The 13726-nt window shown below is 67.0% G+C and carries 11 protein-coding genes and 4 pseudogenes; 9 read left to right on the forward strand and 6 right to left on the reverse strand.

From position 1 onward, the window contains the following. The first annotated feature begins 7 nt into the window (after window positions 1-7). Window positions 8-1255 carry a sensor histidine kinase gene (locus ACO1BR_RS38595; protein WP_426799793.1) on the forward strand — a complete coding sequence of 416 codons (1248 nt, stop codon included), beginning with the start codon at window positions 8-10 and terminating at the stop codon, window positions 1253-1255. Between the two features lie 359 nt (window positions 1256-1614). Here the strand turns inward: ACO1BR_RS38595 and ACO1BR_RS38600 are convergent, their stop codons facing one another. From ACO1BR_RS38600 to ACO1BR_RS38610, 3 genes are all read right to left on the reverse strand, one after another. Then, window positions 1615-2022: a hypothetical protein gene (locus ACO1BR_RS38600; protein ID WP_426799784.1), complete on the reverse strand. Its 408-nt coding sequence runs from the start codon at window positions 2020-2022 to the stop codon at window positions 1615-1617. A gap of 679 nt (window positions 2023-2701) precedes the next feature. Beyond that, complete coding sequence (locus tag ACO1BR_RS38605; RefSeq protein ID WP_426799785.1) at window positions 2702-2872, reverse strand: hypothetical protein; 171 nt, start codon at window positions 2870-2872, stop codon at window positions 2702-2704. 282 nt (window positions 2873-3154) lie between these two features. Beyond that, window positions 3155-4765: an alpha/beta hydrolase gene (locus ACO1BR_RS38610; protein ID WP_426799786.1), complete on the reverse strand. Its 1611-nt coding sequence runs from the start codon at window positions 4763-4765 to the stop codon at window positions 3155-3157. Window positions 4766-5530: 765 nt separating this feature from the next. Here ACO1BR_RS38610 and ACO1BR_RS38615 point away from each other — a divergent pair. The 5 genes and pseudogenes from ACO1BR_RS38615 (at window position 5531) to ACO1BR_RS38635 (ending at window position 9406) form a co-directional block, all read left to right on the forward strand. After that, window positions 5531-5731 (forward strand): hypothetical protein, encoded by a 201-nt coding sequence (locus ACO1BR_RS38615; protein WP_426799787.1) that lies wholly within the window; start codon window positions 5531-5533, stop codon window positions 5729-5731. Window positions 5732-6268: 537 nt separating this feature from the next. Beyond that, the gene (locus ACO1BR_RS38620; protein ID WP_426799794.1) at window positions 6269-6619 is read left to right on the forward strand and encodes a peptidoglycan-binding domain-containing protein; all 351 of its coding nucleotides are present in this window, start codon (window positions 6269-6271) and stop codon (window positions 6617-6619) included. A gap of 483 nt (window positions 6620-7102) precedes the next feature. Beyond that, window positions 7103-7483, forward strand: coding sequence for a hypothetical protein (locus ACO1BR_RS38625; RefSeq protein ID WP_426799788.1), 381 nt, complete (start codon window positions 7103-7105; stop codon window positions 7481-7483). A 331-nt stretch (window positions 7484-7814) separates the two neighbouring features. Further along, a complete protein-coding gene (locus ACO1BR_RS38630) occupies window positions 7815-8189 on the forward strand; it encodes a hypothetical protein (RefSeq protein ID WP_426799789.1) in 375 nt (124 codons plus the stop codon). An 87-nt stretch (window positions 8190-8276) separates the two neighbouring features. Beyond that, window positions 8277-9406, forward strand: a pseudogene (locus ACO1BR_RS38635) (IS630 family transposase). A gap of 7 nt (window positions 9407-9413) precedes the next feature. Here ACO1BR_RS38635 and ACO1BR_RS38640 read toward each other — a convergent pair. Beyond that, window positions 9414-10154, reverse strand: a complete 741-nt coding sequence (locus tag ACO1BR_RS38640; RefSeq protein WP_426799795.1) for a methyltransferase domain-containing protein — start codon at window positions 10152-10154, stop codon at window positions 9414-9416. Window positions 10155-10398: 244 nt separating this feature from the next. Here ACO1BR_RS38640 and ACO1BR_RS38645 point away from each other — a divergent pair. Further along, window positions 10399-11298: pseudogene (locus tag ACO1BR_RS38645) on the forward strand (transposase). Window positions 11299-11548: 250 nt separating this feature from the next. Next, window positions 11549-11872, forward strand: a complete 324-nt coding sequence (locus ACO1BR_RS38650) for a hypothetical protein (protein ID WP_426799790.1) — start codon at window positions 11549-11551, stop codon at window positions 11870-11872. A 10-nt stretch (window positions 11873-11882) separates the two neighbouring features. Here the strand turns inward: ACO1BR_RS38650 and ACO1BR_RS38655 are convergent, their stop codons facing one another. Further along, window positions 11883-13010 (reverse strand): LPXTG cell wall anchor domain-containing protein, encoded by a 1128-nt coding sequence (locus tag ACO1BR_RS38655; RefSeq protein ID WP_426799791.1) that lies wholly within the window; start codon window positions 13008-13010, stop codon window positions 11883-11885. A 290-nt stretch (window positions 13011-13300) separates the two neighbouring features. Here ACO1BR_RS38655 and ACO1BR_RS38660 point away from each other — a divergent pair. After that, window positions 13301-13489, forward strand: a pseudogene (locus ACO1BR_RS38660) (nitroreductase family protein); the annotation flags it as partial. A 136-nt stretch (window positions 13490-13625) separates the two neighbouring features. On the opposite strand, the pseudogene ACO1BR_RS38665 reads toward ACO1BR_RS38660, so the two are convergent. Further along, a pseudogene (locus tag ACO1BR_RS38665) lies at window positions 13626-13726 on the reverse strand (TetR family transcriptional regulator); the annotation flags it as partial.

The following is a 13726-nucleotide window of genomic DNA, read 5'->3' on the forward strand; positions in this document are numbered from 1 at the left end:
GACGGCGATGCTCCGCTGGAAGGCCGCCGTCTTCATCACCGTCATGTGCTGCCTGCTCGCCACGGTGCTCGGCACCCTCGTACACGTCCTGGTCGACCGACAGACCCAGGACCGTGCGCGCCACACGGCGCTTGCGGAACTGGACCGCAGCAAGTCCGCCTACGTCGCCGGCGACCCTCTCGACCGCGACGTCTCGGTGAACCCGCCGGACCTCCCCGCCCCGCTCCGTGAGATGACCGTGCGGCGGCACGAGCGCGGTACCCAACTCGCCACGCACCAGGGCCGCCCCGTGATGTGGGCCGCCGCCCCCGTCACCGGAGGAAAGGTGCTCGCGCTACGGCTGGACTACAGCGAACAGGCAGCCTCCCTCCGCGGCCTGGACAGAGCCATCATCGGCTCCTCCGCTGCCGCGATCGCCCTCACCCTGGCGGCCGGACTGATATCCGTCTCCCGCATCACCCGCCGACTGCACCACACCGCCCGCGTCGCCCGACGTATCGCCGCCGGCGATCTCGACGCTCGCGTGAACGACCCCCGCGCCCGGTGCCCCGACCGAGCCCAGGACGAGGCCGCCGCCGTGGCGACCGCCCTCGACGCGATGGCCGCCAGCCTCCAGACCCGTCTGCACAGCGAACAGCGTTTTACCGCGGACGTCTCCCACGAGCTACGCACCCCGCTCGCCGGGCTCCACTCCGCGGCTGAACTGCTGCCGTCCGGCCGCCCGACCGACATGGTGCGCGACCGTGTCCAGGCCCTGCGCGGGCTGACCGAGGACCTGCTGGAGATCTCCCGGCTCGACGCCCGGGTCGAGAGCGCCGACCTGGACGTACACGAGCTGGGCCCGCTGGCCGAACGCGCGGTACGGGCCACCGGAACGACATCCGAGGTCCGCGTCGTAGCGGACGACCTTGTCGAGACCGACCGGCGCAGGCTCGAACGCGTCCTGGGAAACCTCGTTGCCAACGCCCACAAACACGGCCGCCCACCCGTCGTGGTCACCGTCGACGCCCCCGTCATCACCGTGCGCGACCACGGCGACGGCTACCCCGCCTACCTTCTCGACCAGGGCCCCCAGCGCTTTCGGAGCCAGTCCGGCGGGTCTGAGGGGGGCAAGCGGACCGGCCACGGCCTGGGCCTGACCATCGCCGCCGGCCAGGCCCACGTCCTCGGCGCCGAACTCCACTTCTCCAACGCCCCCGACGGCGGCGCCGTCGCCGAACTCCACCTCCCGCCCTCCCCGGAGCAGCGCAGCTGACCGACCTGCTCATACATCGGTGCCATCTCATCAGCCGGCGTCGAGACCGTCGCCAGCCCACACAACTCGACCGGATCGTCGTCGCCGCGCGACTCTGCCTCCGCTTGTCGCCCGCTGTGGCCGCCGCGGCCGCCGAGCACTCAAGGCTTCGGCGTCGCGACGAGACCACAGGCCGCACAAGAGCGGCCCCCGGCTGCGGAATCGAGCCGGGGGCCGCTGGTGTGCCGGAGTCGGTCAGCCGAGGTCCGCCGGGGCCTTGGGGAAGGAGATGGTCTGCACCGTCTTGCCGTCATGCCTGTAGACGATCTTGGCAGTGGCATCGGCCTGCGCCGCGGGCTTCGGCTCGGANCCGGAGTCGGTCAGCCGAGGTCCGCCGGGGCCTTGGGGAAGGAGATGGTCTGCACCGTCTTGCCGTCATGCCTGTAGACGATCTTGGCAGTGGCATCGGCCTGCGCCGCGGGCTTCGGCTCGGACAGCGTGAAGGTTCCGTTCGGATCCATCCGGCTCGGCACCGGGCCGGCCTTGTCGTGGTTGAGCACCCTTGTGACGCCGTGCTCGGGGTCCTTAACGGTGGCGGTACCGGTGTTGCCGTCCAGCGTCACGGTCTCCCCGCTTCCGACCCTGACCTGCTTGACGTAATCCGTCGGCATGGCGGATGCCGCTCCGACCGGCAGGGCGACGGCCGCGCCGGTCACCGCGACAGCGAGGGTGGTGCGGAGCGCCGTGCGCTTCCAACGCCGGACGGTAGGCATGGCCTGGCTATGCATGATTGCTCCTTTACGGATGTGTAGGAAGTGGCGTCCGGGACTGATCGGACCTTTTCGGGCGAACGCCATGCCCTGGAAGCTAGGCCGCCCTCATGTCGGCCGTCCCAAGGTTGTGTACCAGGCCCTGATCGATCACCGATCGAGGTCGTTACACCCTCGCCGGAAACACGCCCTGACCTGGCCCTTTCCTGGAAACGGCGCTACCAACGAGCTGTGCTCCGGCCATGCAGCCGCTCAGCGGTCCTGGTCTTCCGCCACCCCGTACTTCTTGACTTCTTGTGCGGATACCGCGCTCCCACACGGTTTCGAGGGCTGCCGAGGCGAGTTGAGCTACCTCGGGCTCGATGCGCGCCTCGCAGCCCGGTTGTCACCAATCGCCGTCACCCAACGAGGGGTTGAAGAGGACCGTCTCACCGTCGAACACCCAGCAGTCGTCTCCTCCGCCTCACAGGGTTCAGGCAACGTGAGAATCGAACCGCGTCCAGCGCGTCGGAAGGGGCTTCCTCGGCTCCGGCCACACCGACATCTGGGGCCGGAACCCCCACAGCAGCGCGCGAGGCATCGCGCCAGTCATGCCCTGAAATGGTCTCGCTGGCGGCGCCACCACCAGGCTGCCGCCAGGCACTGCCACTACAAACGCCGCACCTCCAGCCACGAACTTCCGCTACATGACGACCCATCAGTTCAATACACTCAGAAACAGGAGCCTGACCAGCAGGAACAGCGAACTGCAGCTGGAGTACCAGTCGGCCCGCACGATGGTGGCGAGCACATCGTTGAACGCCTCGGTCGAGGTGGGGTGGGTGTAGCCGGCGTCGCGAAGTTCGGCCGACGTGATGCCGTGCCGCATGGCGAGCGCGACGGTGTTGATGAGTTCCTGCGCGAACGCTCGGCATGCCCAGGACGACCGCCCGTCGGATTCCGGACCCCTCTCCAGTAGGCCGCACCCCTTGACGCAGCTCGGGCATGACTGAGGCGAAGCGGCAGGGGTGCGGCGGTCGTTGCCGATGCCGGCGTGGCTGAAGAGGAGGGGCGACTGGCCGCAGGACTACGACTGTCAGCGGACGATTGACGCCGTGACAGACCTGAAGACCTTACGAAGATCTCGCGGCTGTGGAAGCACCGAGTCCCGTTACCTGATGCCGTGGATGGCTTGGGGGTCGCCGGCGGGGAGGGCGGGCTCGGCCTTCCTGGTGGCGGGTGGCGGGGTCACGTAGACCGGGGCGGGGTCCGGTTCAGGGGCGCAGGTCGTGGCGACAAAGCCCTTGCCGGTTGGGAGGCGGCCGTCGCGCAGATAGGCGGTGAAGGTGTCGTCCAGGCAGGAGTTGCCGTGGAAGAGGATCTCGTGAAAGCTGCCGCCGTTCTGGACGACCAGCTTGGATCCGGGCAGCGCCTTGTGCATGGCGATCGCGCCCGGGTAGGGGGTGGCGGCGTCCTCGGTGGCCTCGAAGAGCAGGATGGGCGGCAGACCCTTGCCGGTGATCTTCAGTCGGCCGGCCTGGTTGCCCTGGTAGGGCCAGAACATGCAGGCTGCGTTGTACCACATGTTGTTGTAGGTGTAGAAGGGCGCGATGGCGTTGATCTTGGCCTGGTCCTTCTTCCAGAACTGCCAGTCGCGCGGCCAGTTGTTCTCGGTGCACTGGACCGCGTTGTACGCCGGGAACGTGCCGTCGTCGGCGCCCGGGGCCGCGAAGCGGTTGTAGGCGATCTGCAGCGGGCGGGTGTCGTTCTTGGTGAGGTAGGCCGACAGCGCTGTCGCCATCTGTGGCCAGCGCAGGAAGTTGTAGCCACCGCCGTAGAAGGTGTCCTCGAACTCCGCGGGGCCGATCTTGCCGGGGGCCGGGGCGGCATCCGCCGGGTTGGTCCGCAGTGCGGCCTCGACCTGGTAGTACTTCCGCTCCACGGTGGCGGCGTCGGTGCCCAGGTGGTAGACCGGGTCGGCCTTGGCAGTCCACGCCGCGAAGGCATCGAATCGGCGCTGGTGCTCCTTGTCCTGCAGGATGTTGTGGTCGTACCAGGTGATGGTGGGGCCGACGATGCTGTCCAGCACCATCCGGCGGACGTGTGAGGGGAAGAGCTGGCCGTAGGTGGAGCCCAGCGAGGTGCCCCACGAGCCACCGTAGAAGTTGATCTTCTGAGCGCCGAGCGCCCGCCGGATGCTGTCCATGTCGCGAGCGTTGTCGACGGTGGTCATGTGCGGCAGGAACCAGCTCCAGTTCGCGGCACAGTCGGCGGCGTACTTGGCCGACTTCTCAAGCCACGCCTGCGAAGTACCCTTGCTGACCTGGTAGTCCGGCCGCTCGGCGTCGAAGTAGTGCGCGTCGCAGGTGACATGCGGGTTGCTGGCGTTGGTGCCGCGCGGGTCGAAGCCGATCCAGTCGTAGGTCGAGGCGACGTCCTGGGGGATCTTTCCGGAGATGTAGGCGGGCATCCACAGGCCGGAGTCGCCGGGACCGCCGGGGTTCAACAGGATCGGGCCCTGCTGCTTGTTCTTGGGCGCGGTGGCCGGGAGCCGGTTCACCTTGATCTTGATCTTGGTGCCGTTCGGATGCGCGTAGTCCAACGGCACGTCGAGCATGGCGCACTGGAGTGCGGGAGTGGTCGCGTCGCGGCAGGAGCTCCAGGTGAGTTTCCCCTGGCCGGCGTCCTCCGATGCGGTCACGGAGGCGGAGGCAGGGGTGATACCCGCGAGAACTCCGCCGATGGCGGCGACGGCCCATATCAGGGCTCTGGCTCTTCTCATGGAAGCAGCATGTGACATGTGCAATATCACATACTGCGGTATGGAGTGCGCGTTACCCGACTGTGACCGTGATGCAGGGTCCGTTGAGAACGCCTCAACCAGCAAGGTGGACGACACCTGGTACAAGCGGAGCGCGAACTCGTCCGCCCCGACGTCCCCTTCCTCGACGACTTCGCGATGCGCGCCAGCTCACTGTGGCCCAAGCCCAATGGCGAAGCCCTCTACGAGTTGGACAGCGAGCAGCAGGGCCGGTCCCTGATCATCACCAGCGACCAGGCCCCCAGTGACCGGCATCCCCTCCCCCCACCCCGCCGTCCCCGATTCACTCCCGGACCGGCTGATCAATACCAGCCACCAAGCCGTCATGCACGGGTCGTACTGCCGGCCGAACAAGCGACCCGAGCACCCCACCCACAGAACCGGCAGGCTGGTCAACTGACCGTCGCGGCAGGTGTTCAACCTCAGCCGACAGCGTCCTGAGGAGTGCACATGCAGAACTTGCCCCTTCGGGGCCAGCCAGGACACGCCAATCGATTTCCTGATCACGCTCATGGATCACGGTCGCTCCCAACGCAACGAACGCCCTCGAGCACAACCGCCGCAGCCGAGGCGTCGACCTCGCCAACCTGACACCTCCGCCGGGTCGAAAGGGGGCAAGCCGCCGCCCGACCCGAAAGCTTCCCGCGCGAGCCGACACCGGGTAGCAGTTTGCCGGCGCAGGGCGCGGGCCCACGCATCGATGCCGTCGGGCCGTCAGGGAGCGGCATGGTTGATCCGAAGCACGGGTTCCGTGGTTCTGCGTTCTCCGGGCTGCGCCTGTTCGATGTCGCCGATGCGTTCGCGGTAGGTGTCGACGGCGAAGGTGAGGTCGTCTGGGGTGAGCAGGGCGGTGTGGGGGCGTGGCTTGCGAAGGCAGGCGAGCGCCTCGGCGAAGTGGTGACCGGCGAGCGTGCACGCATGGGGTGAAGAGTGGGGTTGACTGTCGACCGTCTCCTCTCCGTGCGACGGATGAGCCACATACATGGTGAACCGTGACGCGCTCAGGCACAGCCACTGTCTTCAGCCCCTATGCCCTGGCTTAACTGCTGGAGCTCTTCCTTTGGCACCCCGGGGTTTCAGCGCGACAGGGGGCCGCTGTGCGCAACGGGGGTGTGCAGCAAGGGGGCGTGGCGCAAGGCGGTGTATAGCGGATCGGAATCTGCACGGGTTTTGAGGTGGATGAAACCTCCGCTTTCCAAAGTTCGCAGCACTTCGGTATCCCGCGTTGCTCAACCTGCCGCATGGCTAGGCAACAACGGATCTCGTCAGTCTTCGCACGTGTCAACGCGCTATCCCCCACAGGGGCCTTAAGCCAGTGGGAGCCGCATGACGGGCCGCTCCGGAAGCCAGTGTCTTTGTGGATCTCCTGTCCGGGAGGCTCACGAACATCGGTGGAGGGACTCTCACATGCATACACGTCGACGCCCGGTCCTGGCAGCCGGACTGAGCGGGCTGCTGCTGGGAATGGCCCTCGCCGCCTCCGTCGCGCCAGCCAGCGCACGAGAATCCACTCCTGTAGCCGGCGCGGCCGAATACTGCGGCTACTACAACGGATCTGTCCCCACCCGTATTGGTGACACTGGCGACCGTGTCAAGGAGGTTCAGTGCCTGATCAACCGTTGGTCCGGCTTCGAACAGCTAGCAGTCGACGGGAGGTTCGGCCTTAAGGTGCGGAGCTGGGTGGTGCATGTCCAGGAAGTCAACGGTCTCCGCGTGGATGGTGTCGTCGGGCCGGAGACCTGGCGCGTACTGCGCGCGGAACGACTCTCGCTGCGTGATCGAGCATCGGCCACACCTCAGCCCCCACCCGCCTGACCCGCCGCCCCGCCACGAGATCCCCGACCCCGTCCCCGGCTGTGCCGAGTGGGCCGAGACGAGTTTCCGGCACGTGCGAAGCAGAAGTTCGGCGCTGCCGTCAACGCCTCTATGAACGTCCGGCAGCACATCAGGCGGGTGGAGCCATGGATGAGTGCTCCCCCGGATACCCCAGCAGTTCGTGCAGCCCAGGGAGCTGAGGTACATCAACTCGCCCGACACCGACACTCTGTGGAAGCTTGTACGACAGCACACAGGCGAACAACACGAGGTGCAGGCCACCCCACGCGGGAACGGTTCAGATCTCACGGCGCTGATGAAGCGCGAGAAGGGGCCCGTGTTCGTCAAAGCCTGCCGTAATCGCCCAAGGGGCGCCGTGCCTCCATTGTACGGAAACGGCAGGTCAATCCGTCCGTCCGCGCAGTATCACCGACTCTGCGGTGGCATGCCGAAGGTGACGCCAGGATCGTCCTCGTTTTCAATGTGATCGAGGCACGCTCATCCGAATTCGAGTCGAATTCGCCGGATCTCCCGGTGGTCGTCGATGTTCTCAACCGGATCGGGGAACTTCCCCTGCCGGTGGAGGCGGATGGCTGGCCGGAGAGCCGATGGGACCGGTTTGCTGGGGAAGGTGAGGCACAGACAATCGAGGCTGGGACGCTGCTCTTTACCGACATCAATCCGCACAACGTGATGATCGGGGACAGGCAGGCGTGGACCTGGACTGGTCGTGGCCGAATGTCGGTGCAGCCTTTATCGACCCGGCCCGCCTTGTCATGCAGCTCATTGCACCGGGGCACACGGCGGAGCCTGGAGCAGCGCCTCGACTTCACTAGCCCTACGCACATCATTCCCACCTCGTAGGGAACACCCCAACTGGGGCTGGGGCAGCCTATTCCCGTAGACCTCCCACGTAACGGAAGAACGCGGCAATTCCCCTCTGAGTTACGTCGCGCTACCAGCTCCTCAGCCGAATCGACAAACGTGACGCCCTGGCTGGCGCATGTGGTGAAGGTCCCGGCCGGTAGGTAGTACGGCTGACCCATCGGACACGCACTAGTTACCTCGACGACGCTGGATCCCGCCATGTACCTCTTTCAGGTGACCGGATAGTCGCACTGCTGGGATATGCGGGGGCTGACTGGGACGATCAGTCACCATGGCGCGGACGCGTCAAGGATCCCGGAGGACTTGAATGAAAGCACATCGCCCGATCACGACGCTCCTGGCAGTCGCTGCCTTCACGCTCTGCACGCCCACCCACGCCACAGCGGACGGCGGATCGAAGAGGAAAAAGCTCACCGAGTGCGTCAACAAGGAACTGGAACAGCAGAACAAGGAATGGAAGCTCAGCGCGGTCGACCTGAAGAAATTCACGAAGATCGTAGATGATGAAATTGCCAAGGAACCCCTCAAGAAGCATACGACTGAGGAGCAACAGAGGATTCTGAAGGATATTGAGGAAAAGGCGAAGAGGGATCTTCCGAAGGTACCCAAGGAGAAGATTGATAAAATGTTGATGACCCTCACACTGCACGCGATGCATTGCACGAAAGAGATGGGAAGCTAACTAGAGCCGCATCAAGCTACGTTCGCCCTGTCGTGATGTGTCGCCGACTTGCTGCGCCGGGAAGCACCGGACAGCCAGAATGATCACGTGGCTGAACGCGTGCGGGTCCGGGAGTTGATGACGACGAAGGCAGGCGGTTGCTACGGATCACCCGCAGAGGCGCTGGTCGGTGGTGACCTGGCGGCGGGCTCAGATGGTTCTGTTATCCGCGCAGGGCATGCCGGTGGCGAAGATCGCCGAGGTGACGTTCACCAGCCCGGACCGGGTCCGCGACGTGCTCCACAACTTCAACGCGGACGGCTTCGACTCGCTTTATCCCAAGTACAAGGGTGGCCAGCCGAAGAGCTTCACTCTCCTGGAACGCCGGGAGATCAAGAAGATCGCCAAGTCCAAGCCGACCGAGCACGGTCTGCCGTTCTCGACCTGGAGCCTGGCCAAGCTGGCCGACTTCCTGGTCGCCGAGGGGTGATCGACGACATCAGCCGCGAGGGTCTCCGGATCCTGCTCGGCGAAGAGGGCGTCTCGTTTCAACGCGTGAAGTCCTGGAAGACCTCACGCGACCCCGACTACGCGGCCAAGAAGGCCCGTGTCGAACACCTCTACGCGATCGCCGACGGTGAAGTCATACCCGAGGAAGGCGAGCCCGAAGTCATCTTCTGCGTGGATGAGTTCGGGCCGCTCAACCTCCAGCCCCGCCCCGGTCGGCGATGGGCCAAGCGCGGCGGCAAGCACAAGCACCCCGAGCGCGAGCCTCGGCGTCGGCGCCGGGCGACCGACAACCGATACGGCGGCGTCCGCCACCTGTTCGCCGCCTGGACCTCAAGCACGACAGGCTCTACGGCACATCAAACCGGCCAAGAAGCGGACCCAGCTCCTGGAGTTCTGCCGCTACCCTGCGCACCCGCTACCCACCCGAAATCCGTATCGCGATCGTGTGCGATAACTTCTCCCCGCACCTGACCACGAAACGGTGCCAGCGGGTCGGTACCTGGGCGACGGCCAGCAACGTCGAGATCGCCTACACCCCGACCAACTCCTCCTGGCTCAATCGCATCGAGGCCCAGTTCACCGCCCTGCGCTACTTCGCCCTGGACGGCACCGACCACGCCAGCCTTAAAGAGCAGGGCAGCATGATCCGCCGCTACCTGATCTGGCGGAACCGCCATGCCGACGACCGCCGCCTCCGGGCCGTCGTCGCCAAGGCCAACGTGGCCTGATACGACATCAGTCGGCCTGCAGGACGAAGAACAGGAAGCACACGAAAGCCCCCGAGGGCTTGTCCACGAAAACGTCGGGGAACAGCTCGCGGGCGCCCGGTGCAGGGAACGGTTCGCTGATGACGTTGATCCGGAAGCCGGCCGCGGTGAAGGCGTCGGTCATCGCGTGCAGCGGCCGATGCCAGAAGGTCATCAGGGCGGTGTGCCCGCCGAGGGTCCATTCCTCGGAGTGCTTATACGTCGCGAAGTAGTCGGCGCCCGGCTGCACGAGGCCGATGGAGGGGTGATCAACGGACACGATCAGTCGGCCGCCGGGCGTCAGCACGCGCCGCAGCTCGGCCAGCGGTGCCGTCCAGTCCTCCAGATAGTGCAGGACCAGGGACGCGACGACGTCATCGAACGCGGCATCGGGGAACGGCAGCGGGCTGCCCATATCGGCAAGGTGCAGGGCCGCGTCGTCACCGAGCCGCTTCCTGGCCAGCTCCAGCATCTTGGTGCTGGAGTCGAAGCCGGTCACGATCGCGCCCCGATCGCGCAGCGCCGCGGACAGGGGGCCGGAGCCGCAGCCGGCGTCCAGGATCCGTCGGCCGGCCACGTCCCCGGCCAGGTCCAGCATCGCAGGCCGCTCGTAGTGCGCGTTGAAGAGGCTGGTTTCGTTCTGAGCCGAGTACGCCTCGGCGAAGCTGTCGTAGTCGTTGGGCACAGACTGCTCGCCGGGCCCGGCGGAACCCTCCGGGACAGGACGGATCCACGGCGGCTGCGTGGGTGCCGGGATGTCTGCGTGCACGTCAGAGCTTCTGGAAGCGGAAGTCATACGGTCGATCCTGGCACGCACGTCCCATCTGGCGTCGGGTGATTCACGATCGCCCTGCTTCCCATGGCTGCCGATGAGCGCCATACAGGGCGTACGTTGTCTGATGCGGCACTAGCCTTTAACGGCGCGGGTTACGTGGGGTCGTGACGGATGGCGTGGGCCGCGCTATGCCGGGGGTATGAGGTATCCCGATGGCGGAGGACTGACGGCCGAGGGACGGGCTCGGCGTGAGCAAGTCCGGCTCGATGCTGCCGACCTGATCAAAGCCGGAGCCAGTGACCGTGAGGTGGCCCGGCGGTTCAGGGTGACGCGGATGTCGGCGAACCGCCGGCGGCGGGCGTTGGTTTCAGGAGGCCGGCAGGCTCTGGCCTCCAAGGGAGCCGGCAGCGCTCGCTGCAAGCTCGATGCGCATCAACTCCGTGCCTTGAGCCATCGAGTGGGACGAGGGGAAGATCGCCGCCTGGAAGGACGAGCAGTGGCCCGTCATAGAAGAAGGGGGCGGCGGACTTGGGCGCCTGGCTGTGCTTCGAGGACGAAGCCGGCCAGGTCTGAGGCCGCCCAAGGGCCGTACCTGGGGCCGCCGGGGTCACACCCCGGTGGTGCGGGGGCACCGCCGTCGGCACCAAACGGGTCTCCATGGCGGCGCTGGTCTGCACCCAAGTCGGTCACCGGCCCCGGCTGACCTACCACTTCCACCTCAACCGAGGTCCCGCCAAGGGCCGCCGCAAGGGCTTCACCGAGACCAACTACACCCGCCTCCTGGACACCGCGCACCAGCCGCTCGACGGCCCCGTCGTGCTGGTGTGGACGACTTGAACACGCCCGTCAGCGGCACCATGCGCGAGCTGGTCACCGCCCGATATGGCTGACCGTCTACCACCTGCCGCCGTATGCTCGCGAGCTCAACCTCGTCGAGGGTTTGCCGTCGCACCTGCAGAGGTCCCTGGCCAACCTCACTAAACGCAGCCTCGACCAGCTCACCGCGTTGGTGAAGACACGGCTGAAAGGGATGCGGTACCGCCCCCACCTCGTCCAGGGGCTCATCGCCAAGACCGGACTCGACCTCCAACCGCCGTGACCTCCCTCAGCCGTTATAGATCACTAGTGCGACGGCGAAGGCACCGGCGAGCGCAGGCAAGAGGGCGCTTCCCGGCATCGCACCTTCGCCAAGGACGCGAGGACGACTGCCCCAACTCCGCGATCTGCTACCTGATCCGGACTGATACCGCGTACGGGAGTCTTCCAGCGGGCACGCCAACCAGCGGCCCGTTCCTCACAAGGGCGTTCGCCGGTGCTGCGACCATGCGCGCGATCAAAGATCCGCTACGGTGCCGCCGCTCCGGGGCGATCTCCGCTCGGATCGTTCGGCTGCCCGGGATGCGGGTGGTGGGCCTGAGTCCGAACTGGCGGTGGATATCGGCTCCGTCCTCGGGATCGGCTTGCCGGACGACGACAGCGGCGGCGGCGGCGGCGAGGTCGCCGATGGAGCGGACCAGGCGTGCGAAACCGGTTCCGGGCGTTTCGGTGCTGGCACCGGCGGGGTGCCGATGGACACGGACGCCGGCGAAGTCCGCCGAGACCCGGAGCGGCAACCCGGGCACCGGGGCCCGGCTCGCCCGATGGCGATCCGGGCCTTCGAGCACGATCGGTGAAGGACAGAGCTCAGTGGCGGTGGCGGCGACGTGTGGCGGCGAACACCGCGGCTCCGGCCAGTAGGAGCCCGCCGGCGGTCAGCACGATCGGGAGGGCGGCACCGCCCGTGGAGGCAAGGCGGGTCACCTTGGGGCTGCCGTCGTCGTCCGTGTCGGGCGACGCCGTGGAGTCGGCGACGAGGCTGACACCGGTTGCCGGCGTGAGGGCGCCGTGTGGCGTGGGCGTGGCGGCCGGACCGGCGCCGGGTGCCGACGGGGTTGCCGTCGGCGACTTGGCGATGGTCGCCATGAACCGCTCGGTCGCGGTGATCCAGCCCTTGTCGGTGACGGGCCACGCGCCGCTCCAGATCACCACCCCGGGGACGAGCCGGCGCGCCGTGTCGAGCTCGTAGCTCCAGTGGTCGGCCGACAGGAACTGAGGGCTCTTGCGCGTCCCGTCGTGGTACTGCGGCCACAGGTAGGGGTAGACGGGCTTGCTGGAGTCGACGGCCTTGGCCTCCTCAAGGTCTTTGACCAGCTTCGCCCGCCAGGCCGCGCGGTTGTCGTCGAACGCGTACAGGGTGGGGAAGAACGCGCCCACATACCGGGCGAGTTGCCGGGCGAGCGGGTAGTACCGCGGTGCGGTGTTGCCGAGTACGCCGTAGAAGCCGATCACCTTGCCGGGGAGGGCTTCGTGCGCCCACTGGGCGAACTTCTCCAGCTTCTCCAGATGCCGTTGGGCCGTGTCGGGAGTGCCGGTGAGGTAGAGGGACTCGAAGTCGAGGACGACGGGGCCCGGCTTGCTCGCATGCTTCCGGACCAGGTCCTTGTACGCGGCCTCGGGCGGCAGGTCCAGCTCCGTCCCGGGCCGCTTCTTCCCGTTCAGGGCCGCAACGTACCCCTCGTAGACGACGTTTGACGGGATCGCGCCGTAGCGAGCCAGGCCGACGTCGCGGTAGGCGGTGTTGTCGTAGACGACGAAACGCCCGGCTGACGCCGTTGCCGTGCCTGGGCCCGCCTGGGCGGTACCTGGTGCGGCAGCGGCGGGCTCCGCGACGACACCGGAGAGAAGTGTGAGAGCGAGGCCGCCGGCTGCGAGAGAGGCCGACCACTTGGCCCGGCGGCTGGGAGCCGGCGTGCGATGACGAGACAGGTACATGAGTGGTGGGGCCTCCGTGAGTTGACGACGGCGGCCTACGGTAGGTCGTGCGTTTGACCATTGGATGACGGTCTGTGCCGGGGAACTGTGTTTTTGAGATTCTTTGCATGGCGCGACACACACTCCTGGCGGCGTCCACGGCTCCCACGCGGTGCCGAACCGCGCCTCTCCACCGGCACGCCGACAAGTGAGATCCGAACCACCTTGTTGCCTGTTGTGCGCGCTGAAGGCGATAGGGAGATGGCTGGCGTTGAGCGAGAGAGCGAGAAGGCGCGGATGTATGGGAGGCGGTGGACAGCCGCCGGGCCGTGCGGGCGTTCAGCGAGGAGCCGGTACCCAAAAAGGTGCTCGAACGAGTGCTGACCGCGGCGACGCGGGCTCCGTCGAGTGGCACCCTCCAGTCGTGGCATGTGTATGTAGTAACCGGTGAGCCCTTGGCCGAACCGAAGAGGCGCGCGACGACCAGGGCACCTTCCGGGGCGGGTGCCCCTTCGGGGGTACGGGGCCCGGCGATCTGCGGCTGCTCCGTGTGGACGCGAGTGCCCGGTTGCGTTGCCGTAGGCAGGCAGCGGCGGGGCCCGAGGGCCCCGGCTGCGTGCCCGCCGGGATGGTGTGTCAGACCATGGCGAGCCGGTCCACCAGCAGCTCCACCCTCGGCTGGGCGTACTCGGGCAGCAGGCGGCCCGCGCGGGTCAGGGTGGCGAGCCCGTGCAGGG

The organism is Streptomyces sp. YGL11-2 (assembly GCF_050054615.1).
Taxonomy (GTDB): domain Bacteria; phylum Actinomycetota; class Actinomycetes; order Streptomycetales; family Streptomycetaceae; genus Streptomyces.

What these genes read in the sequence shown, in the direction of transcription:
- ACO1BR_RS38595 (WP_426799793.1), top strand. Translation starts at nt 8, where the DNA reads ATGCTCCGCTGGAAGGCCGCCGTCTTCATCACCGTCATGTGCTGCCTG.
- ACO1BR_RS38655 (WP_426799791.1), bottom strand. Translation starts at nt 13,010, where the DNA reads ATGTACCTGTCTCGTCATCGCACGCCGGCTCCCAGCCGCCGGGCCAAG.
- ACO1BR_RS38620 (WP_426799794.1), top strand. Translation starts at nt 6,269, where the DNA reads ATGGCCCTCGCCGCCTCCGTCGCGCCAGCCAGCGCACGAGAATCCACT.
- ACO1BR_RS38600 (WP_426799784.1), bottom strand. Translation starts at nt 2,022, where the DNA reads ATGCATAGCCAGGCCATGCCTACCGTCCGGCGTTGGAAGCGCACGGCG.
- ACO1BR_RS38605 (WP_426799785.1), bottom strand. Translation starts at nt 2,872, where the DNA reads ATGCGGCACGGCATCACGTCGGCCGAACTTCGCGACGCCGGCTACACC.
- ACO1BR_RS38630 (WP_426799789.1), top strand. Translation starts at nt 7,815, where the DNA reads ATGAAAGCACATCGCCCGATCACGACGCTCCTGGCAGTCGCTGCCTTC.
- ACO1BR_RS38610 (WP_426799786.1), bottom strand. Translation starts at nt 4,765, where the DNA reads ATGAGAAGAGCCAGAGCCCTGATATGGGCCGTCGCCGCCATCGGCGGA.
- ACO1BR_RS38615 (WP_426799787.1), top strand. Translation starts at nt 5,531, where the DNA reads ATGGTTGATCCGAAGCACGGGTTCCGTGGTTCTGCGTTCTCCGGGCTG.